At 71.7% G+C, this 12,556-nt stretch carries 15 protein-coding genes; 8 read left to right on the forward strand and 7 right to left on the reverse strand.

Annotated elements, in window-relative coordinates; all coding sequences use genetic code 11:
- Positions 1–31 precede the first annotated feature (31 nt).
- From FK530_RS09545 to FK530_RS25830, 3 genes are all read left to right on the forward strand, one after another.
- Positions 32–475, forward strand: a complete 444-nt coding sequence (locus FK530_RS09545) for an anthrone oxygenase family protein (protein ID WP_146486782.1) — start codon at positions 32–34, stop codon at positions 473–475.
- A 77-nt stretch (positions 476–552) separates the two neighbouring features.
- Positions 553–2,247, forward strand: a complete 1,695-nt coding sequence (locus tag FK530_RS09550) for a fumarate hydratase (RefSeq protein ID WP_146486783.1) — start codon at positions 553–555, stop codon at positions 2,245–2,247.
- A gap of 66 nt (positions 2,248–2,313) precedes the next feature.
- Entirely contained in the window at positions 2,314–2,490 is a 177-nt protein-coding gene (locus tag FK530_RS25830) for a hypothetical protein (protein ID WP_158645064.1), read from the forward strand.
- Between the two features lie 36 nt (positions 2,491–2,526).
- Here FK530_RS25830 and FK530_RS09555 read toward each other — a convergent pair whose 3' ends face one another.
- Entirely contained in the window at positions 2,527–3,108 is a 582-nt protein-coding gene (locus tag FK530_RS09555) for a class I SAM-dependent DNA methyltransferase (protein ID WP_146486784.1), read from the reverse strand.
- Between the two features lie 75 nt (positions 3,109–3,183).
- Here FK530_RS09555 and FK530_RS09560 point away from each other — a divergent pair, with 75 nt between their 5' ends.
- Entirely contained in the window at positions 3,184–3,495 is a 312-nt protein-coding gene (locus FK530_RS09560) for a hypothetical protein (protein WP_146486785.1), read from the forward strand.
- 40 nt (positions 3,496–3,535) lie between these two features.
- Complete coding sequence (locus tag FK530_RS09565; protein ID WP_146486786.1) at positions 3,536–4,111, forward strand: NPCBM/NEW2 domain-containing protein; 576 nt, start codon at positions 3,536–3,538, stop codon at positions 4,109–4,111.
- A 51-nt stretch (positions 4,112–4,162) separates the two neighbouring features.
- On the opposite strand, the gene FK530_RS09570 is transcribed toward FK530_RS09565, so the two are convergent.
- Together FK530_RS09570 and glpX are read right to left on the reverse strand one after the other, a co-directional pair.
- Entirely contained in the window at positions 4,163–5,581 is a 1,419-nt protein-coding gene (locus FK530_RS09570) for a class II fumarate hydratase (RefSeq protein WP_146486787.1), read from the reverse strand.
- 58 nt (positions 5,582–5,639) lie between these two features.
- Positions 5,640–6,647, reverse strand: a complete 1,008-nt coding sequence (glpX, locus tag FK530_RS09575) for a class II fructose-bisphosphatase (RefSeq protein ID WP_146486788.1) — start codon at positions 6,645–6,647, stop codon at positions 5,640–5,642.
- A gap of 166 nt (positions 6,648–6,813) precedes the next feature.
- On the opposite strand from glpX, the gene FK530_RS09580 reads away from it, so the two are divergent.
- Positions 6,814–7,422 (forward strand): DUF4245 domain-containing protein, encoded by a 609-nt coding sequence (locus FK530_RS09580; RefSeq protein WP_158645065.1) that lies wholly within the window; start codon positions 6,814–6,816, stop codon positions 7,420–7,422.
- A gap of 28 nt (positions 7,423–7,450) precedes the next feature.
- Here FK530_RS09580 and FK530_RS09585 read toward each other — a convergent pair whose 3' ends face one another.
- The 3 genes from FK530_RS09585 to FK530_RS09595 are packed head-to-tail and all read right to left on the reverse strand — an operon-like array spanning position 7,451 to position 9,593.
- Positions 7,451–7,663: an exodeoxyribonuclease VII small subunit gene (locus FK530_RS09585; protein WP_146486790.1), complete on the reverse strand. Its 213-nt coding sequence runs from the start codon at positions 7,661–7,663 to the stop codon at positions 7,451–7,453.
- A complete protein-coding gene (xseA, locus tag FK530_RS09590) occupies positions 7,660–8,955 on the reverse strand; it encodes an exodeoxyribonuclease VII large subunit (RefSeq protein WP_146486791.1) in 1,296 nt (431 codons plus the stop codon). The genes FK530_RS09585 and xseA overlap by 4 nt, the downstream gene beginning before the upstream one ends.
- Positions 8,952–9,593 carry a lipid droplet-associated protein gene (locus FK530_RS09595; RefSeq protein ID WP_158645066.1) on the reverse strand — a complete coding sequence of 214 codons (642 nt, stop codon included), beginning with the start codon at positions 9,591–9,593 and terminating at the stop codon, positions 8,952–8,954. The genes xseA and FK530_RS09595 overlap by 4 nt, the downstream gene beginning before the upstream one ends.
- Before the next feature lie 59 nt (positions 9,594–9,652).
- On the opposite strand from FK530_RS09595, the gene FK530_RS09600 reads away from it, so the two are divergent.
- Together FK530_RS09600 and FK530_RS27280 are read left to right on the forward strand one after the other, a co-directional pair.
- The gene (locus FK530_RS09600; RefSeq protein ID WP_146486793.1) at positions 9,653–10,603 is read left to right on the forward strand and encodes a 4-hydroxy-3-methylbut-2-enyl diphosphate reductase; all 951 of its coding nucleotides are present in this window, start codon (positions 9,653–9,655) and stop codon (positions 10,601–10,603) included.
- Between the two features lie 41 nt (positions 10,604–10,644).
- Complete coding sequence (locus FK530_RS27280) at positions 10,645–10,905, forward strand: DivIVA domain-containing protein (protein ID WP_146486794.1); 261 nt, start codon at positions 10,645–10,647, stop codon at positions 10,903–10,905.
- A gap of 29 nt (positions 10,906–10,934) precedes the next feature.
- Here the strand turns inward: FK530_RS27280 and FK530_RS09610 are convergent, their stop codons facing one another.
- Positions 10,935–12,548: a DUF6542 domain-containing protein gene (locus FK530_RS09610; protein WP_146486795.1), complete on the reverse strand. Its 1,614-nt coding sequence runs from the start codon at positions 12,546–12,548 to the stop codon at positions 10,935–10,937.
- Positions 12,549–12,556 lie beyond the last annotated feature (8 nt).

Consider the following 12,556-nt stretch of genomic DNA (forward strand, 5'->3'; position numbering starts at 1 on the left):
TCCGACCACAGGCGGGCGTGATCCTTGAACCATGACACTGAGACTCCTCCTCGGATCCGCAGCCCTGCTCAGCGGCGTCCTGGCCGGTTTCTACTTCGCCTACGGCACCGTGATCACCGCGCAGCGTGCCGTCCCCGACGGTGCCGACGCCATGCGTCGTATGAACGAGGCCGTCGAGCGGCCGCCCTTCCTGGCGATCTTCCTGCTCGCCCCGCTGCTCGCGCTCGCGGCGGCGATCTGGCTCGCCGTCGTGGGCGGAGCGGACCTTCGGACCGTCGCCGGCGTGGCGGGGGCCGTGTGCGCGATCGCCGCGCTGGTGCTGACCATCGCCGTGAACGTGCCGCTCAACCAGCGGTTGACCGCCGGCACGGTGGAGTGGGTCGAGTACGCGCGCATCTGGGGGACGTGGAATCTGGTGCGCACCTGGCTGTGCGCCGCGGGCGCCGTCGGCCTGGCCGTCCCGGCGCTGCGGTGACGGCACCGTCGGCATGATCGGCGCAGGTAGGGCAGCCTAACCCGGACCGGCGATACGCCGGGGAATACCCTCGACGGGTGACTTCGAACAGCCCCGAATTCATCTATTCCGACCTGCTGCCCATCGGTCCTGATTCGACGCCGTACCGGCTCATCACGACCGAGGGCGTCGAGACCTTCGAGGTCGACGGGCAGAAGTTCCTCAAGGTCGCGCCCGAGGCGCTGCAGCGGCTGACCGCGGAGGCGATGCACGACATCAGCCACTACCTGCGGCCGGCGCACCTGAAGCAGCTGCGGAAGATCATCGACGACCCCGAGGCGTCGGGCAACGACCGCTTCGTGGCGCTCGACCTGCTCAAGAACGTCAACATCTCCGCCGGCGGCGTGCTGCCGATGTGCCAGGACACCGGCACCGCGATCGTCATGGGCAAGAAGTCCGAGGGCGTGCTGACCGGCGTGGACGACGGCGAGTGGGTCTCGCGCGGCGTCTTCGACGCGTACACCAAGCTCAACCTGCGCTACTCGCAGAACGCGCCGATCACCATGTACGAGGAGAAGAACACCGGCACCAACCTGCCGGCCCAGGTGGAGATCTACGCCACCGAGCAGGGGCCGAAGGGGCCGGAGTACAAGTTCCTGTTCATGGCCAAGGGCGGCGGCTCGGCCAACAAGTCCTTCCTGTTCCAGGAGACGAAGGCGATCCTCAACCCGGACCGCATCCTGAAGTTCCTCGACGAGAAGATCCGTTCGCTGGGTACCGCGGCCTGCCCGCCGTACCACCTGGCGATCGTCATCGGCGGCACCTCGGCCGAGTTCGCTTTGAAGACGGCGAAGTACGCCTCGGCGCACTACCTCGACGAGCTCCCCGAGACGGGTTCGATCTCCGCGCACGGCTTCCGCGACAAGGAGCTGGAGGAGAAGGTCTTCGAGCTGACCCAGTCCTTCGGGATCGGCGCGCAGTTCGGCGGCAAGTACTTCTGCCACGACGTGCGCGTGGTGCGCCTGCCCCGGCACGGCGCCTCGCTGCCCGTCGCGATCGCGGTGTCCTGCTCCGCGGACCGCCAGGCGCTGGGCAAGATCACCGCCGACGGCGTCTTCCTCGAGCAGCTCGAGACCGACCCGGCGCAGTACATGCCGGACGCCGGCGTCGCGGAGGACATCGAGGGCGGCGCGGTCGTCGAGATCGACCTGAACCGGCCGATGCCCGAGATCCTCGCCGAGCTGTCGAAGTACCCGGTGAAGACGCGGCTCTCGCTGACGGGCCCGCTGGTCGTCGCGCGCGACATCGCGCACGCCAAGATCAAGGACCTGCTCGACTCCGGGCAGCCCATGCCGCAGTACCTGCGCGACCACCCCGTGTACTACGCGGGCCCGGCGAAGACGCCCGAGGGGATGGCGTCCGGCTCCTTCGGCCCCACCACCGCGGGCCGCATGGACAGCTACGTCGACCAGTTCCAGGCCGCGGGCGGCTCGATGGTCATGCTGGCCAAGGGAAACCGCTCCAAGCAGGTCACCACCGCGTGCAACGAGCACGGCGGCTTCTACCTCGGCTCCATCGGCGGCCCCGCGGCGCGCCTGGCGCTCGACTGCATCAAGTCGCAGGAAGTGATCGAGTACCCCGAACTCGGCATGGAGGCCGTGTGGAAGATCGAGGTCGAGAACTTCCCCGCGTTCATCGTCGTCGACGACAAGGGCAACGACTTCTTCACCGACCCGTCGGGCGAGGTCGCCCTGCCGCTCAGCGGCATCCGGGTGCGCTCGAAGGAGCGGTAGCCCGTTCCGCTGCTGGCTGTGAATGACGCGCTCGCGTGAGCGGTCCACGCGGCTCACTCTCGCGACATGACTGCTGCAGCGCATCGTCGCGACCTCCTGTCGCTCGACGATCCGCGCGCCTCGGGGGACGGATGGGAGGTCCTCGCGCTCGTCGACGGCGGCTACGTCGGAGAGTGGGGCGACGGTGTCGTCACGACGTCGAGTCCGTTCGCCGTGACCATCGATCTGGACGCGCTCGGCTGATTCCTGCGCTTGGTCGGGCTCGGTGCGGCGCGGCCGTCAGGCGGGGCGGAGGATGGTGACGGCGAAGTCGGCACCGTCGTGCCAGGGCTTGACGTCCCACGTCGCCAGGCGCAGATCGGTCCGCAGCCCGGCTTCGGCGGCGTGCGCGTCCAGCTGATCCGGGGTAAGGCCGCGGTTCGTGTGGAAGCCGACGATCGCGAATCCCTCAGGCTTCAGGTGCTTCCGGAAGTTCGCGAGCACGGTCGTCTCCGTGCCCTCGGCGACGAAGACCAGCACGTTGCCCGCGCAGACGATGGCGTCGAAGGTGCCGTCCAGATCCAGCTCGGCGAGGTCCTGCACGAGCCACCGCGGGCCCGGGTGATCCTCTTCCGCGGCCGCGATCAGAACCGGATCGACGTCCACGCCGGTCACGTCGTGGCCCACGGAATGCAGGTATCCGCCGATCCTGCCCGGCCCGCAGCCCGCGTCGAGGATCCGCGAGTTCCGGCCCACCATCGCGTCCACGAGCCGCGCCTCACCGGCGAGGTCCGCGCCCTCGCGCGCCATGGTGCGGAACCGCTCGACGTACCACTCGCTGTGGCCTTCCTTGGTGTCCGTGAACCAGCGCGGCGTGCTCATGTCTCCACGCTACTGGCCGCCTCCGAGCGCCGGCGGCCGAGGTCTACTACGCGCGGTAGTGGGTAGAGTCGAGGCATGACGGACATCATCGAACGGATCGGCACCGCGCCGATCGCGGCAGCGGGACTCGTGGGCGGCTACTACGTGGCGCGCGAGACGGGCATCCGCCCGCTCGGCGGCGTGGTGCTCGCGGCGGCGGGCGTCGCCGCGGCGCAGGGCTGGTACGCGAAGGGCGGAGCGGGTACCGCGGCCGCGCTCACCGCGGTGTACCTGGGCGGATTCGGGGCGTCGCACCCGCTGGCGAAGAAGGTCGGGGCATGGCCGTCGGTGCTGGGCGTCGCGGCGGTGGCGGCCGGCGCCTCGTACCTCCTGGTCGACCGTCGCTGACTCCTGCCCCGAGGCGACTGCAAAGGGTTACGCTCCTCCGGTGAGATGGAGAACAAGTTTCACTTCGGTGGCCTGTGCCGTCGCGATAGCGGCCACCGGCTGTGGTGGGCAGGCGACACCGTCGAACGTGCATCCAGACCCGCACAGCCCGGAGGCCAGGGCGTCGGCGGTCGTCGAGGCGGAGCCGATCAGCGCCACACCGACGGGCACCCCGCTCTACGCCCGCCTCGCCTCGTCCAGCGCCGTCGGCGACACCGGCCAGGCCCTCACCGCGACGATCGCGGGCACGACCTACCGCAGCGCGACCGGCGTCTGGATCGGTTGCGAGGGCACCGCGTCGACGGCCATTTATCGCCTCGGCGGCGAGTTCGCCAAGCTCACCGGCGTCCTGGGCTTGCAGCCGCACACCCCGGAGCGCCTACGGGTGCGCGTCTCCGTCATCGTCGACGGCGCCACGAGGCTCACCGCCACACTCTCGCGCGACGGCCGGCCGCAGCACCTCGCCGTCGGGCTCGACGGTGCCCGGTCGGTCACCGTCTCCGCCCTCGCGACCGACGGCGAGTGCGCGCCCGCCCCCTCGCCCTACGGCGCCATCGGCGCCGCGAGCCTCACCTGACCGGCCGCGCGTTCCGCCGGCGTCTCAGCAGCACGTGCGGCCTCCGGACCTTCACCGCGCCCGGTCGACGTTCGCCATCGCGAGCACGTCCAGCCGGCGATCGAGCTCCTCGAGCGTGAGCTTGTCGCCGATCAGTCCGCGATCGATCACGGTCTGCCGGATGGTCTTGCCCTCCTTCAGCGCCTGCTTCGCGACCGCGGCGGCCTCCTCGTAGCCGATGAGGGAGTTGAGCGGCGTCACGATCGACGGCGACGACTCGGCCAGCGTCCGCAGCCGGTCCTCGTGCGCGGCCAGCCCGTCGATGCACCGGTCGGCGAACAGGCGGGAGACGTTCGCCAGCAGTGCGATCGACTCCAGCACGTTGCGCGCCATCATCGGGATGTAGACGTTGAGCTCGAAGGCGCCGTTGCCGCCGCCCCAGGTGACCGCGGCGTCGTTGCCGATCACCTGCGCCGCCACCTGCGTCACCGCCTCGGGCAGCACCGGATTCACCTTCCCCGGCATGATCGAGCTGCCGGGCTGCAGATCCGGCAGGGCGATCTCGCCGAGCCCGGTGAGCGGGCCGGAGCCCATCCAGCGCACGTCGTTCGCGATCTTGGTGAGCGAGACGGCGACGGTGCGCAGCGCCCCCGACAGCTCGACGAGCCCGTCGCGCGCCGCCTGCGCCTCGAAGTTGTCCTTCGCCAGCCGGATCGCGTCGACCCCGGTCAGGCGGACCAGCTCCGCGACGACGAGCGAGCCGAACCGCTCCGGCGCGTTGAGGCCGGTGCCCACGGCGGTGCCGCCGATGGGGACCTCGCCGACGCGGGGGAGCGTCGCCCCCACCCGCTCGACGCCGGCCTCGACCTGCCGGGCGTAGCCGCCGAACTCCTGCCCCAGCGTCACGGGGACCGCGTCCATGAGGTGCGTGCGGCCCGACTTCACGACGTCCCGCCACGCGAGAGCCTTCGCGGCCAGCGCGGCCTGCAGGTGCTCCAGCGCGGGGATCAGCGTGGTCACGGCGGCCTCGGTTGCGGCGACGTGCGTCGCGGTCGGGAAGGTGTCGTTCGAGGACTGCGACATGTTCACGTCGTCGTTCGGGTGCACCTGCACGCCGGCGCGGGCGGCGAGCGAGGCGATGACCTCGTTGGCGTTCATGTTGGAGCTGGTGCCCGAGCCGGTCTGGAAGACGTCGATCGGAAACTGATCGTCGTGCTTGCCGTCGGCGATCTCCTGCGCGGCCGCGATGATCGCCGCGGCCTTCTCCGGCGCCAGCAGACCCAGGTCCTGATTCACCTGCGCGGCGGCCGCCTTCAGCAGCCCCATCGCGCGGATCTGCGCGCGCTCGAGCGGGCGGAAACTGATGGGGAAGTTCTCCACGGCGCGCTGCGTCTGCGCCCGCCAGAGCGCATCCACGGGCACTCGGACCTCGCCCATGGTGTCGTGCTCGATGCGGAACTCGGTCTCCGGGGTGTCAGCGCTGTTAGCCATACCTTAGAAACCTACTCGGGCCCCGGGAATGTTCCCAGGGCCCGAGAAGAAGATCACGTCAGTCGAAGATCTGCGCGTAGGTCTTCAGCTTGGTCAGACGGTGCGTCGCGTCGACGGTGCGGACGGTGCCCGACTTGCTGCGCATGACGATCGACTGCGTGGTGGCGCCGTCGGCGCGGTACTTCACGCCGCGCAGCAGATCACCGTCGGTCACACCGGTCGCGGCGAAGTAGACGTGCTCACCGCGTACGAGGTCGGTGGTACCGAGGACCTCGGTCGGGTCGATGCCCAGGTCGGCGAGCCGGTGCTTCTCCTCGTCCGACGTCGGCGCCAGGGTGCCCTGCAGCTCGCCGCCCATGCAGCGCAGCGCGGCCGCGGCGATGATGCCCTCGGGGGTGCCGCCGATGCCGACCAGGATGTCGGTCTTGGCCTCGGGACGCGCGGCGGCGATGGCGCCGGCCACGTCACCGTCGGAGATGAGGCGCACGATCGCGCCGGTCGCGCGGATGTCGGCGATGAGCTGCTCGTGCCGGGGGCGGTCGAGCACCGTCAGCGTGACGTCGGTGACCTTGATGCCCTTGGCCTTCGCGACCTTGGCGATGTTGTCCGCGATCGGGGCCTGGATGTCGATGACACCGGCGGCCTCGGGGCCCACGGCGATCTTGTTCATGTAGAAGACGGCAGAGGGGTCGTACATGGCGCCGCGCTCGGCGACCGCGAGGACCGCGATCGAGCCGGGCATGCCCTTCGCCATCAGCGTCGTACCGTCCACGGGATCCACCGCGACGTCGGTCGACGGGCCGAAGCCGTTGCCCACCTCTTCGCCGTTGTAGAGCATGGGCGCCTCGTCCTTCTCGCCCTCGCCGATCACGACCACGCCGCTCATCGACACCGTCGACACCAACTGCCGCATCGCGTCCACAGCGGCGCCGTCGCCCGACTCCTTCTGTCCGCGACCCACCCAGCGTCCCGCGGCGAGCGCACCCGCCTCGGTCACGCGGACCAGCTCCATCGCGAGGTTCCGGTCCGGTGCGATGGGGTTCTTCTCAGCGTGGGTATCGGACATGGATTCCTCCGGATCTCGATGCGCGCGGGTGGGCGCGGCGGGCCTCGCCCGATTCTTCCATGCCCGGGTGCTCGGCGACGGGGCCGGTCGGCCACGGCGCCCGGACCGCGGGCCCGGAGCATGCCCGCCTCCACCGCCGGACGGCGCTCCCGGGATACTGGACGTCGTGGCTGAGAAACCCCGGATCCTGCAGAGTCGTCGCGACCTCGTGCTCACCATGGTGCCGCTGATCGCTCTGTGCCTGATCGTGCTGTTCGCCTCGGGCAACTTCAAGCTCGGTTTCGGCGCCGATCCGAAGGACGAGACGGTCGCGTCCATCAACCCGAAGGGCGCCTTCGAGGTATCGGGCGACACGCTGGGCTTCCCGGTGCGGATCCCGGGCGGCGCGGGCGTCGTCGACGGGGTGCCCGAGGGCTGGAAGGCGACGGCCACCCGCGACGACGACGTGGTCGGCGGCAAGGTCTTCTCCGTCAATTACGTGACACCCGAGAAGAACTCACTGCAGCTCTCGCAGTCCGGGGCCCCGCTCGACGTGGTGGTCGAGTCGGTCTACGGCGCCAGGGCGACGCCCTCGGGTTCCGTGCCCGTCGAGGGACGCACGTGGCAGGTCTACGGGCCGAACGACAACAACCGCAGCGCCTGGGTCCTCCAGCTCGACGGTGCCGTGCTCGTCGTCTTCGGCGGTGGCACCGTCCCCCGCTTCACGGAGCTGGCGGCCGCCGTGCAGTCGCAGGAGCCGCTGCCGCGCGGCGGAGCGCCGGCCCCGGGCAAGTAGCGGACGCCCCGGGCCGAGCCGGTGCGAGTCACTCCTCGGCGGCGATCGCCTTCTCGATCCGCTCGCGCGCGCCCGCGAGGTGTTCCTCACAGCGCTTGGCGAGGGCCTCGCCGCGCTCCCAGAGGTTCAGCGACTCGTCCAAGTCGATGCCGCCCTGCTCCAGCAGCTTCACCACCACGGCGAGCTCGTCGCGGGCCTGCTCATAGCCCAGTTCGGCCACCGGTGTCGACTCGTCGCTCATTGCTCTTCCTCGGTTCGTACGGAGATCTTCTTCACGCCCATCACCGCGGCGTTCGCGGCGCCGTCGGGCACACGGACCCGCAACTGTGAGCCGGGCGCCAGGTCCTCGATGCTGCGGACCACGGGGTTCTCGCCGTCGGGCGTGACCTTCTGCACCACGGCGTAGCCGCGGGCCATCGTCGCGGCGGGCCCGAGTGCGGTCAGGCGCGCGGCCAGGTGCCGCACTCCGTCGGACTCGCGTTCGACGGTGCGCCGCACGTCCCGCCGCACGTCGCGCAGGAGCCGCTCGACCTGCTCGGCGCGGTCGTCCACGAGCCGCAGCGGATGGGCGAAGACGGGGCGCGAGCGCAGCGCTTCCAGGGTGTGCGCCTCCCGGGCGACCCAGCCGCGCAGGGCGCTCGCCGCCCGCTGGCGCAGTTCGGCGATGCGCTCGAGTTCGGCCACCACGTCCGGCACCACGCGCTTCGCGGCATCGGTGGGCGTCGCGGCCCGCACATCGGCCGCGAAGTCGCACAGCGGGTTGTCGGGTTCGTGGCCGATCGCGGAGACGACGGGCGTGCGGGCGGCGTGCACGGCGCGGCACAGCGTCTCGTCGGAGAAGGGGAGCAGGTCCTCCACGCTGCCACCGCCGCGGGCCATGATGATGACATCGACCTCGGGGTCGGCATCCAGCGCACGCAGGGCCGCCACCAGCTGCGGGACCGCGGTCGGGCCCTGCACGGTCGCGTACTCGGCGCGGATCCGCACGTCGGGCCAGCGGCCCTCGGCGATGGACCGCACATCGCGCTCGGCGGCGCTGGCCCGCGCGGTCACCAGGCCGACGGTCCGCGGCAGGAAGGGCAGGGGCCGCTTGAGGCGCTCGTCGAACAGGCCTTCGGCGTGCAGCAGCTGCCGGAGTCGTTCGATGCGGGCGAGCAGCTCGCCCACGCCGACCGCGCGGATCTCGGTGATCCGCAGCGAGAGGCTGCCCCGTCCGGCCCAGTAGGTGAACTTGCCGCGCACGATGACCTGCGTGCCCTCGTTCAGCGGCACCTCGGAGCGGTCGAGCACGGCGGGCAGGCAGGTGACCTGCAGCGAGACGTTCGCCGACGGGTCGCGCAGGGTGAGGAAGGCCGTGCCGCCGCCGCGGCGGTTGAGCTGGGTGATCTGCCCCTCGACCCACACCTCGCCGAGCCGGTCGATCCACTGCGAGATCTTCATCGAGACCACGCGCACCGGCCAGGGCTGCTCCGCGGTCGACGGGCCCCCCGCGCCGCCCGCGCCGGACGCGCTGGTCGAAGCCGGTCCCGTCACCGCGTGATGCGGTTCTCGAGCATCGTGAGGAAGGGCGCCCTCGCCTTGGTGCCGCGCTCGTACTCGACGAGCGACTCCACTTCCGGGGTCGTCAGGCCGGGCAGCCGCCCGCGCAGCTGCGCGAGCGTGAGCTCGGGGTAGTCGATCCGGCGCGCGGCGGTGGGCAGGTCGTCGGGCGTGTCGACGGTGGCCGCCGGCCCCGTCGACACCGGGGCGGGCGAGCTGTACAGCGCGTACCGTCCGGCACCTGACGGGGCCTGCTCGGCGACCGCCGGGTCCGCCGGCGCCGGGGCCTCGTCCGGTGCGGTCCCGGGCGTGTGCGCAGGCGCGGCTGCGGGCCGGACCTCGCCGTAGGCGGGCTTCGGCGCGGGCAGATCCACGTCGACGTCCTCGTCGTCGTCGAACGTCGCCCACGCGGCCTGCTCCTCCTCCTTGGCCGGGAACACGGTCTCGATCGCGCGGTCGCCGCGGACGGCCAGGTCGGCGAGGTCCTGCTGCACGTGGATGAAGGCCTGCGCGGACTTGCTGCCCAGCGTGAGCGGGGCGCTCACGGCGCCCGTGACGATCTCCTGGCCCTTCTCGGCGGCGAGGGCGACGGCCCCGACGGCGACGCGGACCACGAACGGTAAACGGCTCATGTGTCCAGGGTGCCTCATCGCGCCCACCGGCACACCGTCAGGTGCCGTAGCCTGGAGGCATGACTTCTGGCAAGCGCGTCCTGTTGGCCGAGCCGCGCGGCTACTGTGCCGGCGTCGATCGAGCGGTGGAAACCGTCGAGAAGGCGCTCGAGAAGCACGGGGCGCCGGTGTACGTGCGCAAGGAGATCGTGCACAACCGGCACGTCGTGGAGACGCTGCAGGACAAGGGCGTGGTCTTCGTCGACGAGACGGATGAGGTGCCCGAGGGCTCGCTCCTGGTGTTCTCCGCGCACGGCGTCTCGCCCGCGGTGCACGAGGGTGCGGCTCAGCGCAGCCTGCGCACCATCGACGCCACCTGCCCGCTGGTCACGAAGGTGCACCAGGAGGCCAAGCGCTTCGCTCGCGACGATTTCGACATCCTGCTCATCGGTCACGAGGGGCACGAGGAGGTCGAGGGCACCGCCGGGGAGGCTCCGCAGCACGTGCAACTGGTCGACGGCCCCGAGGCGGTCGACAACGTCACCGTCCGTGACGAGGACAAGCTCGTCTGGCTCTCGCAGACCACGCTGTCGGTCGACGAGACGATGGAAACCGTCCGCCGCCTGCGGGAGAAGTTCCCCAAGCTGCAGGATCCGCCCAGCGACGACATCTGCTACGCCACCCAGAACCGTCAGGTGGCGGTCAAGGCGATGGCCCCGGAGTGCGACCTCGTGATCGTCGTGGGTTCGCGGAACTCGTCGAACTCGGTGCGCCTGGTCGAGGTGGCGTTGCAGGCCGGCGCCCGCGCGGCGCACCTCATCGACTTCGCCCGCGAGATCGACCCCGCATGGCTCGACGGCGTGGAGACCGTCGGCATCACGTCGGGCGCCTCGGTCCCTGAGATCCTCGTCAAGGGTGTCGTCGAGTACCTCGACGGCGAGGGCTTCCACGACGTCGAGTCCGTCACCACCGCGAACGAGACGCTGGTCTTCGCTCTGCCGCGCGAGCTGCGGCCCCGCGCCAAGGCCTGAATCGCGATTCGCTCCACCACATCTGCGATACGGTGGAGCGCATGAGGTATCTGACGCCCGACGACGTGCGGAACGTCGCCTTCGGTAAGCCACCCATCGGCAAGCGCGGCTACAACGAGGATCACGTCGATTCGTTCCTGGACGACGTCGAGTCCACCCTGCGGGATCTCTACGCGCGCCTGGCGCGCTACGAGGGGACGCCGCAGCCGCCCGCGGCCCAGGCCGACACCGCCGCGGAGAATCCCGCTGCGGAGGCTCCCGCTGCGGAGCGGCCCGAGGATCGCGGCTACCGCCGCTTCTGATCCGCTGCACGCCGGCCGGTGGGGGTCGCTCAGTCCTTGTAGCGGTGGCGGCGGATCTGCCGGGGCTCGTCCGCGGGTTCCGCGAAGTCGTCGCGGAAGTTCGTCTCCACCGCCGTGTCCTCGCTCTGCGGCCGGTAGCGCGGGGGCTGGTAGTGCTCGTAGCGGCCCGGGTTCGACACCGCCTCGCTCCGGCGCGCGGGTCGGTCGTCGCCGGTGAGGCTGGGCAGGTCCGGCTGGGCGGCGCGACTGCCCGAGATGCGGGGGAGCGAGGCGAAGTCGTCGCGGGGGATCCGCGCACGCTCCCGCTCGGCGCGGGGCCCCGTGGGATCGAGGCCGCGGGCGCGGTCGATGTCGTGGGCCTCGCGACGGTAGTCGCGTGCGTCGGCCGGCGCGGCACCGCGGGCCGCGGTGGCCTCCGGGCGGCCCTCGGCAGTACGGGGGGTGCGCCACCGGGGTTGCGGTGCGCCTATCCGCCGCCGCTCCTCATCGGGGCGTAGTTCGCGCGAATCGTGGATGCCCGGCCGGGGGCGGTCGCCCTGCGCGACCGCGGGGCGGGGACGGGCGCCGCGCGGCACGTGCCGGTCGTCGTCGACGGGGCGCCTCGGCATCGGCGGCCGCGGGACCTGTCCGGAATCGGGGCGGACCACGCGGTTGACCTGGGTAGCGGGCGCGCCGGCGTCGCGGGCGGCGATCTCCTCGCGGGTGCGGGCGAGGCGCGCCGCGGAGTCCCGGCGCTGCTCGTCGCGCTTCGCCTCGACGCGGCGGAGATCCCGCCGTGGATCCTCGCGACGCGCGGCCGAACTGCGGCCCCGGGCGAGGTCGGCCTCGGGGCGCGCCGACTCGCGACGATCGTCGCGAGTCGCGCGATCGCGGACGGCGCGGCTGGAGCGGTGCTGGGTGGCGCGGCTCTGGTGCCGTTCGGAACGGCCGTCGCCGGCGAGGGCCGCGGCGCCGACCGCGCCCACTGCCGGGGCGGGCCGCAGCCGCGCGAAGGTGGAGCGGATCCGCTCGATGATCGGCAGCCCGGCCGACTCGGCGGGCTTGGTGGCGGTCGCGGTGGCCGTGGCGGCCGCGCCCGATACGGCGGTCGCGGCGACCGCGGGCTTCGCAGCGCTCGGCTTCCCGGGCTTCGCCGCGCCGACCTTGGCGGCGGACTTGGCCGCCGACGTCTTGGCCCCGGACGAGCCGCTGCGCTGGGCGCTGCGTGCGGTCGCGGTCAGCGCGCGGTACTGCAGCAGTCGTGCGCCGCCGATGACCAGCACGATCGCAGTGGTCCAGAACATCCACGGGAACAGCGAGATCATCGGGAAGAGTACGTCGGTGAGGATCTGGCTGGTCTTGCGCGGGCTGGGCAGGGAGAACCATCGGTACAGCGGGATCGCGGTGGCGATGATGAGCGGCGGCTGCACCATCGCCGTGAACAACGCGCGGTTGCGCACGCCGAGCACGGCGACGACGGCACCCACCGCCATCGCGAGCACGCCGGCGTTCGCGCCTGCGAACTCGCCCGACGCGAGGGCGCCCGCCGCGGTGAAGACCAGCATGGTCAGGACGGCGCCCCACCACGGCAATCCGGGGACCGTCGCGAGCACGGAACGCTCGTCGACCGGTACCTGGGAGCGGGACGGTTGGAACTTCGACACAGGTGAAC

The organism is Tsukamurella conjunctivitidis, from assembly GCF_007858475.1.
In the GTDB taxonomy this organism is placed as follows: Bacteria; Actinomycetota; Actinomycetes; order Mycobacteriales; family Mycobacteriaceae; genus Tsukamurella; species Tsukamurella conjunctivitidis.